Annotated in this window: 15 protein-coding genes; 9 read left to right on the forward strand and 6 right to left on the reverse strand. The window is 69.1% G+C overall.

Annotation, left to right across the window (positions count from 1 at the left end):
- Nucleotides 1–104 precede the first annotated feature (104 nt).
- Together OC550_RS17755 and OC550_RS17760 are read left to right on the forward strand one after the other, a co-directional pair.
- Entirely contained in the window at nt 105–887 is a 783-nt protein-coding gene (locus OC550_RS17755; protein ID WP_262107264.1) for an SDR family oxidoreductase, read from the forward strand.
- A gap of 259 nt (nt 888–1,146) precedes the next feature.
- Complete coding sequence (locus OC550_RS17760) at nt 1,147–3,045, forward strand: FAD-binding monooxygenase (RefSeq protein WP_262107265.1); 1,899 nt, start codon at nt 1,147–1,149, stop codon at nt 3,043–3,045.
- A gap of 57 nt (nt 3,046–3,102) precedes the next feature.
- Here the strand turns inward: OC550_RS17760 and OC550_RS17765 are convergent, their stop codons facing one another.
- Nucleotides 3,103–3,768, reverse strand: a complete 666-nt coding sequence (locus OC550_RS17765; RefSeq protein WP_262107266.1) for a DNA alkylation repair protein — start codon at nt 3,766–3,768, stop codon at nt 3,103–3,105.
- A 179-nt stretch (nt 3,769–3,947) separates the two neighbouring features.
- Here OC550_RS17765 and OC550_RS17770 point away from each other — a divergent pair, with 179 nt between their 5' ends.
- Nucleotides 3,948–4,589, forward strand: a complete 642-nt coding sequence (locus OC550_RS17770; RefSeq protein ID WP_262107267.1) for an NAD(P)-dependent oxidoreductase — start codon at nt 3,948–3,950, stop codon at nt 4,587–4,589.
- 124 nt (nt 4,590–4,713) lie between these two features.
- Here OC550_RS17770 and OC550_RS17775 read toward each other — a convergent pair whose 3' ends face one another.
- Nucleotides 4,714–5,595 carry a DNA-formamidopyrimidine glycosylase family protein gene (locus OC550_RS17775; protein ID WP_262107268.1) on the reverse strand — a complete coding sequence of 294 codons (882 nt, stop codon included), beginning with the start codon at nt 5,593–5,595 and terminating at the stop codon, nt 4,714–4,716.
- A gap of 150 nt (nt 5,596–5,745) precedes the next feature.
- On the opposite strand from OC550_RS17775, the gene OC550_RS17780 reads away from it, so the two are divergent.
- The 3 genes from OC550_RS17780 to OC550_RS17790 all read left to right on the forward strand — a co-directional run bounded on the left by OC550_RS17780 (nt 5,746) and on the right by OC550_RS17790 (nt 7,169).
- The gene (locus tag OC550_RS17780; RefSeq protein WP_262107269.1) at nt 5,746–6,189 is read left to right on the forward strand and encodes a hypothetical protein; all 444 of its coding nucleotides are present in this window, start codon (nt 5,746–5,748) and stop codon (nt 6,187–6,189) included.
- Between the two features lie 154 nt (nt 6,190–6,343).
- Nucleotides 6,344–6,607: a hypothetical protein gene (locus tag OC550_RS17785; protein ID WP_262107270.1), complete on the forward strand. Its 264-nt coding sequence runs from the start codon at nt 6,344–6,346 to the stop codon at nt 6,605–6,607.
- Nucleotides 6,608–6,650: 43 nt separating this feature from the next.
- Entirely contained in the window at nt 6,651–7,169 is a 519-nt protein-coding gene (locus tag OC550_RS17790; RefSeq protein WP_262107271.1) for a metallophosphoesterase, read from the forward strand.
- 258 nt (nt 7,170–7,427) lie between these two features.
- On the opposite strand, the gene OC550_RS17795 is transcribed toward OC550_RS17790, so the two are convergent.
- The 3 genes from OC550_RS17795 to OC550_RS17805 all read right to left on the reverse strand — a co-directional run bounded on the left by OC550_RS17795 (nt 7,428) and on the right by OC550_RS17805 (nt 10,226).
- Nucleotides 7,428–8,606: a cytochrome P450 gene (locus OC550_RS17795; protein ID WP_262107272.1), complete on the reverse strand. Its 1,179-nt coding sequence runs from the start codon at nt 8,604–8,606 to the stop codon at nt 7,428–7,430.
- A 179-nt stretch (nt 8,607–8,785) separates the two neighbouring features.
- Complete coding sequence (locus OC550_RS17800; protein ID WP_262107273.1) at nt 8,786–9,742, reverse strand: LysR family transcriptional regulator; 957 nt, start codon at nt 9,740–9,742, stop codon at nt 8,786–8,788.
- Complete coding sequence (locus OC550_RS17805) at nt 9,729–10,226, reverse strand: HtaA domain-containing protein (RefSeq protein ID WP_262107274.1); 498 nt, start codon at nt 10,224–10,226, stop codon at nt 9,729–9,731. The genes OC550_RS17800 and OC550_RS17805 overlap by 14 nt, the downstream gene beginning before the upstream one ends.
- A 182-nt stretch (nt 10,227–10,408) precedes the next feature.
- Between OC550_RS17805 and OC550_RS17810 the strand changes: the two genes are divergently transcribed.
- The 3 genes from OC550_RS17810 to OC550_RS17820 all read left to right on the forward strand — a co-directional run bounded on the left by OC550_RS17810 (nt 10,409) and on the right by OC550_RS17820 (nt 12,852).
- Complete coding sequence (locus OC550_RS17810; RefSeq protein ID WP_262107275.1) at nt 10,409–10,594, forward strand: ferredoxin; 186 nt, start codon at nt 10,409–10,411, stop codon at nt 10,592–10,594.
- Nucleotides 10,595–10,596: 2 nt separating this feature from the next.
- Nucleotides 10,597–11,763, forward strand: a complete 1,167-nt coding sequence (locus OC550_RS17815; RefSeq protein WP_262107769.1) for an NAD(P)/FAD-dependent oxidoreductase — start codon at nt 10,597–10,599, stop codon at nt 11,761–11,763.
- Between the two features lie 273 nt (nt 11,764–12,036).
- Nucleotides 12,037–12,852: an SDR family NAD(P)-dependent oxidoreductase gene (locus OC550_RS17820; protein WP_262107770.1), complete on the forward strand. Its 816-nt coding sequence runs from the start codon at nt 12,037–12,039 to the stop codon at nt 12,850–12,852.
- 91 nt (nt 12,853–12,943) lie between these two features.
- Here OC550_RS17820 and OC550_RS17825 read toward each other — a convergent pair whose 3' ends face one another.
- A complete protein-coding gene (locus tag OC550_RS17825; protein ID WP_262107276.1) occupies nt 12,944–14,119 on the reverse strand; it encodes a cytochrome P450 in 1,176 nt (391 codons plus the stop codon).
- Nucleotides 14,120–14,194 lie beyond the last annotated feature (75 nt).

Genomic DNA, 14,194 nt, shown 5'->3' on the forward strand with positions numbered 1-14,194 from the left:
CTGTTCCGGACATCACATCGGCGAACGGAATGGCCTCCCTCTTTCATGCGTTTGCATAAATGCCGGCATCGTGGCCGGCCAAAGTCACTACGGGAGGACAAACCATGGAGAGATTCTCAGGCAAATCAGTCATCATCACCGGCGCAGGCTCCGGGCTCGGCCGGGCAGCCGCGCTCCAGGTCGCGAAGGAAGAGGGCCGCCTGACGCTGGTCGACCTCAGCGAGACCGGCCTGAAGGAGACGGTCGAAGAGATCCGCGCCGCCGCCCCGGACGCCGAGGTCCAGACCGTCACCGCCAACGTCGCCGACGAAGCCCAGGTGGAAAACTACGTCGCCGAGGCCGTGAAGCGCTTCGGCCGGATCGACGGCTTCTTCAACAACGCCGGCATCGAGGGCAAGCAGAACCTCACCGAAGACTTCGGCTCCGACGAGTTCGCCAAGGTCGTTTCCGTCAACCTCAACGGCGTCTTCTTCGGCCTCAAGCACGTCCTGAAGGTCATGAAGGAGCAAGGCTCCGGCGCCGTCGTCAACACCGCCTCGGTCGGCGGCATCCGCGGGGTCGGCAACCAGTCCGGCTACGCCGCTTCCAAGCACGGCGTCGTCGGCCTCACCCGCAACTCCGGCATCGAGTACGGCCAGTACGGCGTGCAGGTCAACGCCATCGCCCCGGGCGCCATCATGACCCCGATGGTCGAGGGCTCGCTCAAGCAGATGGATCCGGAGAACTGGGAAGAGGTCGGCCAGCAGTTCGTGCAGCCCAATCCGATGAAGCGCTTCGGCAAGCCCGAGGAGGTCGGCCAGCTCGTTGCCTTCCTGCTCTCCGGCGACGCCGGCTTCATCAACGCGGCCGTCATCCCGATCGACGGCGGCCAGTCCTATAAGTACTAAAGGCAACCCCTCCGCCGTCGTCGGTTAATGCCAACGACGGCGGGGCCAGCGGGCGGAGGCGAAAGATCGCCTCCGCCCGCCGCTGTTTGGGCGCCCGCACCGCGCCTCCCCGCCGGGACCCATGCCGAAAGTCACAGTTGTTAGCTGCGTCATGTTTGTCGTACAGTGGCTTAGCACACAGTGTATTCGATTATCGAACCCCGCATTCCGATAACGAACACACCCGAGCCGCTAACAGCAGACGAAGTGAGGAAAGCCCGTGCAGTTCCACCACCACGGTTACGTATCCGGTGACCCGCGCATCCAACCGGCCGCCGGCGTCGGCATCAATCGCCCCGAGGAACTGCCCTCCGAGGTGGACGTCCTGATCGTCGGTTCCGGCCCTGCGGGCATGCTCGCCGCCGCGCAGCTCGCCCAGTTCCCCGACATCAACACGCGCATCATCGAGCGCCGCCCCGGCCGGCTGGAGATCGGGCAGGCGGACGGCATCCAGGCCCGCAGCGTCGAGACCTTCCAGGCCTTCGGCTTCGCCGAGGAGATCACCGCCGAGGCGTACTGGATCACCGAGATGGCGTTCTGGCGCCCGGACACGGAGAACCCGAAGAACATCGTGCGCGGCGGCCGCGCGAAGGACGACGAGGCTGGCATCAGCGAGTTCAAGCACCTGATCGTCAACCAGGCGCGCGTGCTGGACTACTTCGCCCGCACGGCCGCCCAGTCCCCCGCCCGCCTGAAGCCCGACTACGGCTGGGACTTCCAGACGCTGGAGGTCGCCGACGAGGGCGAGTACCCGGTCAAGGTCACCCTCGTGCGCAGCGCCGGCCCGGACGAAGGCACGGAGAAGATCGTGCACGCCAAGTACGTTATTGGCTCCGACGGCGCGCGCAGCAAGGTCCGCGCCTCGATCGGCTGCACCATGGCCGGCGACCAGGCCAACCATGCCTGGGGCGTCATGGACGTCGTCGCCAAGACCGACTTCCCGGACATCCGCCTCAAGTGCGCGATCCAGTCCCACGACGGCGGCAGCATCCTGCACATTCCGCGCGAGGGCGGGCACCTGTTCCGTATGTACGTTGACCTCGGGGTTGTCCCGGAGAACGACAACGGCGCCATCCGCAAGACCTCGATCGAGACCATCATCCGGAAGGCCAACGAGATCATGCACCCGTACACCGTCGAGGTGCGCGACGTGGCGTGGCACAGCGTCTATGAGGTCGGGCACCGGCTCACCGACCGCTTCGACGACGTCGTCCCGGAGCAGCTGGGGACCCGTACTCCGCGCGTGTTCATCACCGGCGACGCCTGCCACACCCACTCCGCGAAGGCCGGCCAGGGCATGAACGTGTCCATGCAGGACGGCTTCAACATCGCCTGGAAGCTGGGACATGTCCTCGAGGGCCGCAGCCCCGAATCGCTGCTGTCCACCTACTCGGCCGAGCGCCAGGTCGTCGCGAAGAACCTCATCGACTTCGACAAGACCTGGTCCACGATGATGGCCAAGAAGCCCGAGGAGTTCGAGGACCCCTCGGAGCTCGAGGACTTCTACGTGCGCACCGCCGAGTTCCCGGCCGGGTTCATGACCGAGTACACGCCGTCCCTGATCATCGGAGAGGCCAAGCACCAGTCGCTCGCCACCGGCTTCCCGATCGGCAAGCGCTTCAAGTCTGCGATGGCCTGCCGCGTCGCCGACACGAACCCGCTGCACCTGGGACACCAGGCCTCTGCCGACGGCCGCTGGCGCATCTACGTCTTTGCGGACCCGGCGGCGCCCGGCGCGGACTCCCCCACCACCGAGCTCGCCCAGTGGCTCTCCACCTCGCAGGAGTCCCCGCTGGCGGCCCAGCCGCAGGGCGGCGACGACGACGCGTGGTTCGATGTGAAGGTCATCTACCAGCAGCCGCACGAGGACATCGACATCAACGCCGTCCCGGCGGTGTTCAAGCCGGAGGTCGGCCCGTTCAAGCTGACCGACCTGCAGAAGGTCTACGGAGTCGTCCCGGGCGACGACATCTTCGATGTCCGCGGCCTGGACCGCAACGGCGTCGTCGTCGTGGTCCGCCCGGACCAGTATGTGGCGAACGTCCTGCCGCTGACCGCGAAGGACGAACTGGCCGCGTTCTTCGCGCCGCTGCTGCAGGCCCGCCAGCCACAGCACTGATCCACAGCTAAAAGGAGGACGACGGCGGCACCCAAGTGCCGCCGTCGTCCTCCTGCTTTAAGCGCTCCTCCGGCTGACCATCTCGTTGATCCAGTCGGGCGCGTACGGGGACGTGCAGTTCGGCGGCGTCGGGTAGTCCTTGAGAACTCCCAGGCGTTCGCCGATGCCGAGCGCGCGGGCGCGGTGCTCGGCGTGCTCGATGCCGATCTGCGCGAGGGTGTGGTTCATCGCCCACTGCAGGCGGTCCGGCGCGTCCTTCATCTCCGCCTCGATCGAGTCGAGGAGTTCGTCGAGGTCCAGGCCCTCGGGCTTCTTCGCGACGCGCTCGGTGGTCAGGGCCCAGCCGGCGCTGGCGACGACGGGATCGGCGTCCGCGGACCAGGCCACCCGCAGTTCTTCGGCGTGCGGGCTCTTCTTCACCACGTAGTTGACGAGCCAGTCGTGCACCTTGGGTGCCCGGGACTCGCGCAGCATCGCGTCCAGCTCGTCGCGCTCGAACGCCTTTGGCCGGCAGATCAGCAGCGCGAGCAGCCGCGCGGCGGTGTCGTTTGTCGCCCACAGTTCGCGGGCGAGGTCCTGCTGCGTCTTGAGCCGCTTGGCGACCGCGCGCAGCTTGGACAGGTTCACCCCGTGGTCGTCGCCGCGCTTTTCGTTCGCCTCGCGCATTTTCGGGTCCTCGAGCGTGGCCAGTTCTGCCATCACCTCGGCTGCCGTCTCGGACATAACGCCCCCTCCGTTTGTCGTATGCCTCATCCAGCCTACGGCTCCTCGGCCCGTTCTCGCCTTCAGCCTCGGCTTGACTGCCTTCACCCGGTCGCTCCCGGGAATAAGTTGAAGTGTCAACAACTTGTGCCAACGGAGGGTGCAGCCCTCCGACGCTACTTCCGCTACGAAAGGACACCATGAGGATCGGAATCATCGGAGCCACCGGCAACGCAGGGCGCGCCCTGTTCAACGAGGCGACCAAGCGCGGGCACGACACCAGGGCCATCGTCCGCAGTGCGGCCAAGGCTGCCGAGATCCTGGGGGCGGACGCCGCGGTTCTCGAACGCGACGCCTTCTCCGTCACCTCAGACGACCTGACGGCCTTCGACGTCGTCGTCAATGCCTTCGGCACCGCCCCTGACCAGGCCCACCAGCACGTCGATCTCGCGCGCTCGCTGGTAGAGCGCGCTGCCGCAGGGGGTCCCCGCCTGGTCTTTATCCTCGGCGCCGGCAGCCTGACCACCGGGGATGACGACCACCTGTTCGTCGAGGACATCCGCAACTTCCCCGGAGCCGAGGCATGGATCTCCACGCCGGAGAACCAGCTCAAGGAGCTCGAGTTCCTGCGCGGCGTGACCGACGCCGACTGGGTCGGAGTATCGCCGTCCGCCATGTTCGTTCCCGGCGAGGCGTCCGAGCCGGTTCTGGGCAGCGACCGGCTCCTCTACGCCGGCGACGGAGAATCCCGCACCACCACCGGCACCATGGCCGTGGCCATTCTCAACGAAATCGAGCAGCCCGCACATCGCCGGACCCGCTTTACGGTTAGCGACAGCTGACCGTTCTAACGCAGCCTGCGTCCGGCACACGGGGTCACCGTGGACAGGTCCGCGGAACCCTGCCGCCGCCGTCGTTGTCAGGAAACAACGACGGCGGCGATGTGCCGGACTAAGGGCGCAAGGATCATTTAAGGAACTTCGACGTCCTCCGGTCCGCCAGCAGCTTGCCGCCGGTCTGGCAGGTCGGGCAGTACTGCAGCGACGAGTCGGCAAAGGAGACCTCCCGGACCTCGTCCCCGCAGACGGGGCAGGCCTGGCCGGTCCGCCCGTGCACGCGCATCGCCTTCCGCTTGGAATCCTTGAGCTCGGCCGCCGGCCGCCCCGAAGCCCCGGCGATCGCGGCCTCCAGCGTGTCCCGCATGGCCCCGAACAGCCGCTGCACGTCCTCATCCCCGAGCTTCGAGGCGTTGGCGAAGGGCGAAAGATGTGCCGCGTGCAGAATCTCGTCGCTGTAGGCGTTCCCGATGCCGGCGAGCGCCGACTGGTCCCGCAGGAGCCCCTTGATCTGGCCCGAGTGCGACGCCACCAGCCGCGCGAAGGCGTCCTGGTCGACGTCGAGCGCGTCCGGTCCCAGCCGGGCAATGCCCGGGACCTCAAGCGGATCCTTGACGACATAGGCCGCGAGGGACTTCTTGGTGCCGGCCTCCGTGAGGTCGAATCCCGGCTTCTCCGCGGCGTCCGCCGCGAACCGCACCCGCAGCGCGATCGGCCCCTTGCCCGGCCGGAGCCGCCCGGGCTTGAGCCCGTCCGACCAGCGGAGCCAGCCGGCCTTGGCCAGGTGCATCACCAGGTGCGCGCCGCCCGCCGTGATGTCGATGAACTTCCCCCGGCGAGCCACGTCGGACACGGGCCCGGCGCCCAGCAGGTCCAGCGGGACGTTCGCCGTCTTCAGCACCGAGAAGGACAGCACCTCGACATCGTCAACTACGGCCGGCGGAGCATTCGGCGGCAGGAGCTTCAGCCGCAGGAAGTCGACGAGTCCCTGCACTTCGGGCATCTCCGGCATGCCCCAACTCTAGCGGCCGGATCGCCGGACGTCCCTGAAACCGGCGGCTAACGACGGCGGCGGGCGCCTTCCGGCCGCGGCAACCCTGCGCGCGCCTCGCGGCTGCCACTAGGCTGGGCCCACTGTCGGTTCGACAACACGGGGGTTAGGATGCGGAAGATCGTCGGCGCACTAGTGCTGGTGGCGGCTGGTCTTGGGCTGGCAGGCTGCGGCGGCGGTTCGCCGATTGCCGCGTTGGACCGCGAGCGCTCAGCCGAGGATGGGCTCGCGGCGGATCTCGATGGCATCGACGGGCCGTCCGCGCGGTTCGCCGTCGAACAGGACTCGCACGCGCTCTTCCTGGCCAGGCCGTCCGACCCGTCAGCGGCCGAGGGCGTCTGCGTGGTCGCCGAACCCGCACAGGATCCGACCGGCGCCGTGGCAGCCTGTTCGCAATCCGTGCCGGTGTACGAACCGCTGATGCTGGAGACTGGCGGAATGAAGATCGGCGTGGTGGCGGACGGCTTCAAGGCGTCGTCGTATCTCGCACAGGGCTGGCAGCAGGTCCACAGGAACCTGCTCGTACAGACGGCCGCCGGGCGCGAAGGGCAGTGATGCCATGCGACTCACGCCGAGTACGTCATCCGCCGGCGCAGCTAGGGCACCATGCCCCTGTCGATGGGGACTGCAGGAGCGTACATTCGGCCCTGCCGGCCCTGTCCGCGGACACTCGTCCGCCCGGCCGGCACCCGATCACGAGGAGACGGCCATGGCTACCCTGATCCACAGCACGGTGAGCGGCCTGAAGCGCGAGCAGTATGACCAGATCGCCGCCGTCCTGATCGACAAGCTCAAGGGCACCTCCGGTTTCATCGCCCACTACGCCTGGGAATCCGAAGGCGGCATCCACGTCGTCGAAATCTGGGACAGCGCCGAACAGCACGACGACTGGTTCGACAACAACGTGCGGCCGCACCTGCCGTCGGAGGTCACCCCGCAGAAGCACGAGCTGATCAACAAGGTGACCGCCTAGGCCACCGCGCCGGCGGGCTCCGGTGTGTGGGACCATGCCGTACATGGCCACCCGCATCCTGCTCCTCGCCGACACCCACATCCCCAGGCGCGCCCGCGTCCTGCCCGCACAGGTGTGGACCGCCGTCGAACACGCTGACGTGGTCTTCCACGCCGGCGACTGGGTGGACACGGCGACGCTCGACGCACTGGAGTCGCGCGCACACCGGCTGATCGGCGTGTGGGGCAACAACGACGGCGGCGAGCTCCGCGCGCGGCTGCCGGAGGTCGCGCGCGTGGAGCTGGAGGGGCTCCGCTTCGCCATGGTCCACGAGACCGGAGCCGCCGCAGGCCGCGAGGCCCGCTGCGCCGCGCGGTTTCCGGACGCCGACGTACTGGTCTTCGGCCATAGCCACATTCCCTGGGACACCAAGGCTGCCACGGGGCTGCGCCTGCTCAACCCCGGCTCCCCCACGGACCGGCGCCGGCAGCCCGCCTGCACCTATCTGACGGCCGTCGCCGACGCCGGGGAGCTCCGCGACGTCCGGCTCGTGCCGGTGGACCGGACCCCGGCCCCGCAATGAAGGTGCGTTAGGCAGGGAAGCCACCGCGTAGCTTCATCGGGGCGCCTCGCCGTCCCGGCCACCGGCTATGGCAGCGAGAAGAACCCGCGCTTACTCGAGGCTGTCCTGTCCCACCGCCGCCGCCCATCGCTCTTCCGCGCTGGCGAAGTGCCGCGCAAGGGCGGCACCCGCCTGCAGTCCGCGCTCAGCCCACGAGACGAGTTGGGACGGTGGTCGTCGGGGTCAGGCTCCCGCCGCGCGCAACCCAGCTGTTCCAGTTCAGGCGGGGTCGATCTCGAGGACCGGCAGCCTGTTGAGGCTGTGGGTCATGTTGTTGATGGAGCGCTCCGGCTCGCCGACAGTGAAGCGGCGCACCCGGCGGGCCAGGGAATCGATGACGGCGTGGGCCTCGAGGCGGGCCAGGCCCTGTCCGGCGCAGCTGTGGATCCCGTAGCCGAAGGAGAGGTGGTCCACCGGGTTCCGCTTGGCCAGGAAGGCATCGGGGTTCTCGTAGTGGCGCGGGTCCCGGTTGCCGGCGCCGTAGAGGATGGCAACCTTGTCCCCGGCGGGAATCAGCGTGCCGTCGATTTCGATGTCCTGCTTGACCAGACGCGCGAAGGCGTGTGCCGGCGCTTCGTAGCGCAGGACTTCGTTGAAGGCGGACGGGATGATGGACCGGTCCTCGCGGACGAGGTCGAACTGGTCCGGGTTCGCCGCGAACTGCGCGATGGCGTTGCCGATGGCCGCGATGGTGGTGTCCACACCGGCGCCGAGGTACTGGTGGATGATCTGCCCGCAGCTCTCCATCGGGATCTCGCCGCGTTCGGCGGCGGCGAAGATGGCGCGTCCCATGCTGCCCTCGGTCAGGTCGCTGGCCTGGACGTTGAGGCACCACTGGAACAGTTCGCCGGCGACCGGGAAGTTCTGCGCGGTCCGCTCGTTCACGGGGCCGAGGACATTGAACGCAGCCTCGCCCCAGCGGAGGATGTTCTCGCGGGCGACGCCCTGCAGGCCGATCAGGTCGGTCACCACGGCGATGGGCAGCGCCCGGGCGAGGTCGTCGATCGCGTCGAACGAGCCGCGCTCGACGAGTTCGGCCACCAGCGCGTCGGCCTTCTCGTCGATGCTCCCCTTGAGCTTGCGGAGCGCGCGCGGGGTCAGGTTCTCCGTCAGCGCCGCGCGGAGCCGCTGGTGCTCCGGCGGGTCGGTCGCCAGGCTGGTCCCGACGAGGGCGGCATTCATGTCGTCGTTGAAAGCAACGGCGTTGGAGGAAAAGACCTCCCAGTTCGCCAGCGCATCACGGATCACGCCGTAGCGGGTCAGCGCCCAAACGCCGTTCTTTTCGAGACGGACCACGGAGGCCTGTTCCCGCAGCTCGGCGAAGAAGGGATACGGGTCCAGCAGGACCTCGTCGGAAAACAGGTCGATCTTGGACGAAACCGATGTCTCAACGGTCATCAGGCACCTCACATGGTGGCTCGGGATCCGCCCCGGCGGGAAAGCCGTCCCCGGGCGAATCATTGTTTGCTTCCGGTGCTGAGACCTACCTCACAGCACCGCCACCCACATTCAACGCCAAGTCCCGCCCATGGGGGAAGTGAATAATCCGCATAGGTTCCATGCAGGACCTGAATGACTTATTGCGGGGACCGGTAGCGCGCCCGCAGCGGCTCGGCCGCCTCGATGAGCATCTCGCGCAGCCAGGCCTTGAAGGGGCCGTCGGCCAGCCAGGGGTTCCACACCATGTCGATGCCGAGGGCCTCGATGGGGAACGGAAACTCCTCCACGCGCAGGTCGAACCGGCCCTCGAATTCCAGCCCGACCTGGTACCGGTGGATCGCCACGCCCCCGCCGGACTGCGCGATCAGGTGCGGGATGAACAGGTAGTCCGACACCCGCTGGCGGACCCTGTACTGGATCTTCTTTTCGTCCAGGATCTCGTACGGCCGCTGGCGCTCCGCCGGCTCATCGAGGAACACATGCGGCACTTTCTCCAGCAGCTCCAGCGCATCGGCGTCCTTCGGCTCGTTCCACGATGCGACCACCACCCACCGGTCGTCGTACAGGCGCTCCCGCGGATGCGGCGTGGGAAATGCCTCCGGGAGCAGCACGACGTCGGCCGCGTCCTCGGCAAACGCCGCGCTCGTCGTGACGCTCGTGGTGCGCAGCCGCAGCACCACATTCGGTGCCCGCTCCGCCAGGAGCCGGCTCAGCTCGCTGCCGATCACAAACGCGGTGCTGTTGGTCATCGCCACGGTGATCAGGCGGTGGTCGACGGCGGGATCGAAGCTGGTGCCCGTGACAATCCTCGCCGCCTGGTGCAGCGCCTGGCGCAGCGGCACGATGAGTTCGGCTGCGCGCGGCGTGAGCACCATCCCGCGCCCCTGCCGGACCAGGAGTTCGTCATTGAGCAGGCGGCGGGTCCGGTTCAGCCCGTGGCTCATGGCGGGCTGCGACAGCCCCACCTTGCGGGCGGCCCGGGTGACCGACCGCTCCTCCAGCAGCGCCAGCAGCGGAACCAGCAGGTTGAGGTCCACCGAGGCCAGCCGGGAGAGGTCCGCGTCCGTCGCGGAGTCCGCGTTACGGTCGGCCATGGCGGGCAGGGAACGCGACCTGGAGCGGGCTCAGCGGCTGTCCGACGGCGTACTGCCCGCCCAGCAGCAGTCGCCCGTGCCCGGTCAGCGAGGCAGTCAGTTCCAGCAGGAGGGAGCCGTCGGCCTCTTCCACGCCCGGCCCCACCTCAAGGCCGGCGAACGGGAGCATCTTGCCCGAGTCCAGCCCGCCCCGTTCGCGGACCAGCAGCGTGCCCGTGCCACCGGCCAGCTCGATCCGGGGATCCCGCAGCTCGACATCGAGGGCGCCCCAGTGCCCGGCGAACCGGACGGCGCCCAGGAACTGCAGGGCTCCGGCGAAGTTGTCGGGATCCCGGACCGGTGCGGCCTCACCCCAGGGAAAGTGGAACCCCGACTCGAGGCGGGACGCCGGCGAGAGCACCTCCGCCCCGCCGTCGTCGAGGGCCTCAACGTAGGCAACGAAACTGTCTTTCACATTCCAGGTCAGTCCGGGCTGCACTGCCATCGAACACCTCACTCATCGGGGCCGGCCGCTCCGGCTCTTTCACGGACCAGCCTAGCAAGCTATTCATACCATGCACATCAGTGATGAAAAGTATTCATTTGCCGAACATCAGAACGCCTGCAAAGCTTTTTGGACACCCGGATTGTGACACCAGACACAGCCCAAGACCAGCGGAGGAAGCAATGAACATCATCCTGGATCGGCCGCGTTGCGAAGGGCACGGGCTGTGCGAAGAAGTCGCCCCGCAGCTGATGCATCTGGACGATGAGGGCGAGCTGGTCCTGGACGTCGAGCAGGTTGACGGCGACGTCGACGCGGCGAAGGCCGCCGTGCGCGTCTGCCCCGTGGCCGCCCTGAAACTGGCGTGACCATGCGGATGGAACGGATCGTCGTCGTCGGCAACGGCATTGCCGGCCTGACGGCGGCAGACTCCTTGCGGGCCGCGGGTTTCGACGGCGAGCTGACCATCGTCGGCGACGAGCACCATGCGCCGTACAGCCGTCCCGCCCTGTCCAAGGCGGCCCTGCTCGACGCCGCGGACATGACGTCCCACGAGCTGCCCGCCGCGAGCCATGAAGCGCAGGAGATCCTCGGAGTCAGCGCCGCGGGACTGGATGCCGGACGGAAGCTCGTGCTCCTCGAGGACGGCACCGGCCTGCCGTACGACGGCGTCGTCCTCGCCACCGGATCGCGGGCCCGCCGCCTGGGAACCGGCAGCGCGGCGCACGGGAACGAACTGACGCTGCGCAACCTCGAAGACGCGCTGGCGCTGCGGCGCCGGCTCGCGAACCGCCCGTCGGTCGTCGTGGTCGGCGGCGGCGCCCTGGGCATGGAGATCGCCTCCGGCTGCCTGTCCGTCGGCTGCGAGGTCACGCTCGTGTCCCGCAACCGGCCGCTCAGCGGGCAGCTGGGCCCGTACCTGTCGGCGGTCTTCCTCGCCGCGGCGCTGGGTGCCGGGCTGAAGCTCGCGCCGTCCCATGCCCTCGGGCTCCAGGACGACGGCGGGCGGCCCCGCGTCTCCTTCGCCGACGGTTCCACTCTTGACGCCGACCTCGTAATCAGCGCCGTCGGCGACGTGCCCAACACCGAGTGGCTGGCGGCCAGCGGCCTCCTCGCCAACGGGAGGCTCGAGGTCGACACCCGCGGGCGCGTCCGTCCGGACGTCGTCGCCGCCGGAGACGTGGCCGCCTTCCCGACGGCCCGCGGCATCCGCCGGATCCCGCTCTGGACCAGCGCCATCGAGCAGAGCAAGGCCGCGGCCCTCGCGCTGCTCATGGGCGACGAGGCCCCGGAGCTCAACTTCCAGCCCTACTTCTGGACCGAGCAGTTCGGCCTGAACCTCAAGGCCAGCGGCTTCCTGCCCCTGCTTGGCGAGCCCGAGCTCCTCGCGGGGGATCCGCGCGGCGGCCCGGCCCTCATGCGCTGGTCGCACGCGGACGGCACGGGCACCGCCGTCGGCATTAATTACCGGATCCCGATCCCGAAGCTGCGCCGCCTGGCCAACGCGCCCGCCGCCGTCGCGCCTTCCGCCGCCTGAGCGACCGCCCCGCCGCCTGGCCGCCCGTCCCTCGCTCCCGCCCCTCTCCCGCCGACTGAGCAGCAGATGCCCCTTTCGGCGCGCAACAGGGCATCTGCCCAGTCGATGGGGCGGGCGGGTGGGTTGGAAGGGTGGGGTGGAAGGGTGGGGTGTGCCGGGGCGCGGCAGAATAACGACGGCGGCGCTAACGTTGTGCCTGCAGCGCACCAAGGCGCGCGTGCCGACGAAGGGACCTGCGGATGACCGAGCCGAGAACAGAGCGCACCGAAGACCATCGTCCTCACGGGCGCCAGCGACGGGATCGGCGCGTCGGCCGCCCGGCTCCTCCATGCCGAAGGCCACCGCGTGGTCCTGGTGGGACGGTCGCCGGGCAAGACCGAGGACGTCGCCGGGCCGCTCGCCGCCGACTGGTACACCGCCGATTTCGCCGACCTCGGCCAGGTCCGCACGCTCGCCCGGGACCTCAGGGCCGCCTACCCGCGCATCGACGTCCTCGCGAACAACGCCGGCGGCCTCTTCGCCGGCCCCGAGCGGACCAGGGACGGGTTCGAAAAGACCTTCCAGATCAACCACCTGGCGCCGTTCCTGCTCACGCATGAGCTCCTCGACGTCCTGCTCGGCAGCCGCGCCAGCATCGTCAACACCTCCAGCATCGGCGCCCGGCTGTTCGGCCGCGTCGACATCGACGACCTCAACACCTGGCGCGGCTTCACCCCCAACCGCGCCTACGGCAACGGCAAACTCGCCAACATCCTCTTCACCCGCGGCCTGCACGACCGCTACGCAGGCCAGGGCCTCTCCTCCGTCGCGTTCCATCCGGGCAACGTCGCCACGAATTTCGCGGCGGAAAGCACCAGCTACCTCCGCCCCGTCTACCACACCTGGCTGCGCCGCTTCCTGATCTCGTCCGAACGCGGCGGCGCCAACCTCGCCCACTTCTGCACCGGCACTCCCGGCACCGACTGGCAGTCCGGCCGTTACTACGACGACCGCCGCCGGCCCGGCCGCACCAACCCGCAGGCCGCCGACGACGACCTGGTCCTGCGGCACTGGCAGGCCAGCGCCGGCATGCTCGGCCTCCCCGTCTGAACGTCGGCGTCCCTGCAGCAGGGGCTGGATCAGTCCTCGACGAGCCTGGCCAGCCGCGGCAGCACCTCGTCCCGCCAGCGGTCGCTCCGGACTAGGTCTGCCAGATAACCGGGAGCTGCTTGACCCCGAAGATGATGGGGCTCTCCATCCGTTCCAGCCGGGCGTCGGGGGCGACGGCCAGGCCGGGCAGGCGGGCCAGCACGGCCTGCAGCGCGATCCGGGCCTCGAGCCGGGCCAGGGGCGCGCCGAGGCAGAAGTGGACGCCCTGCCCGAAGGCGAGATGCCGGATGTGGCCGCGGTCGACGTCGAACTCCTCCGGCCGCTCGAAGTGCCGCGCGTCATGGTTGGCGGAGCCGATCCATGCCACGAGCGAGTCGCCGGCGGGGATCCGCTCGCCGCCCAGCTCCACGTCGGCAACGGCCGTGCGGTACATGGCGTGCACGGGCGAGCGGTAGCGCAGCACCTCCTCGATCGCCTGCGGCAGCAGGTCCGGCTCGGCGCGCAGCCGCTCTGTGGTCCCGGGCGTCCCGGAGAAGGCCAGCACGGCGTTGCCGATCAGGTTGGTGGTCGTCTCGTTGCCGGCCACCAGCAGCAGGGCGCAGAACCCGATCAGCTCGGGCACGGTCAGCTGCTGCCCGTCGATCTCGGCCGCCAGCAGCGCGCTGATCAGGTCCGGGCCGGGGTCGCGCCGCCGCTCTTCGATCATGGCCAGGAAGTAGCCCACCATCTCGCGGTGGTCGGCCCCCTGTGCGCCGGCCCCGCCTTCCCGCACCCGCTCCGGCCCGGCCGTCTGGACCACGGCGTCGGACCACTTCTTGAAGCGGTCGCGGTCCCCGGCGGGGATGCCCATGAGCTCCGCGATCACGATCACGGGCAGCGGGTAGGCCAGCGCCTCGACCAGGTCCGTCGAGCCGGCGGGGGCAACCTGGTCCAGCAGCTCCCCGGTGATCGCCTCGATCCGCGGGCCCAGCGCGTCCACCGCGCGCGGCGTGAAGGCCTGGCTGACCAGCGAGCGCAGCTGCCGGTGCCGGGGCGGGTCCGTGTTGATCAGGCTCGCCGCGAAGAGCGCGCCCGTCTCCGACTGCTCGTCCCGCGGCTGGTGCGAGGAGAACGCCTCGTAGTCGGAGAGCACGCGCTGCACGTCGTCGTACCGGAAAACGTGCCATAGCCCGGCCCGCTCGCCGCGGAAGACCGGCGCGGCTTCCCGCATCTGCGCGTAGAAGGGGTAAGGGTCCAGCGACCGTTCAAGGTCCCGCAGATTCTCCATGGCCGGCCTTCCTGCTCGGTCCGGCGGCCTCCGGTCAACCACTATGCGGAAGCCTCCGGATGGACGGGCTCATGA

Origin of the sequence: Arthrobacter sp. Marseille-P9274 (genome assembly GCF_946892675.1) — a bacterium.
Classification (GTDB): domain Bacteria; phylum Actinomycetota; class Actinomycetes; order Actinomycetales; family Micrococcaceae; genus Crystallibacter.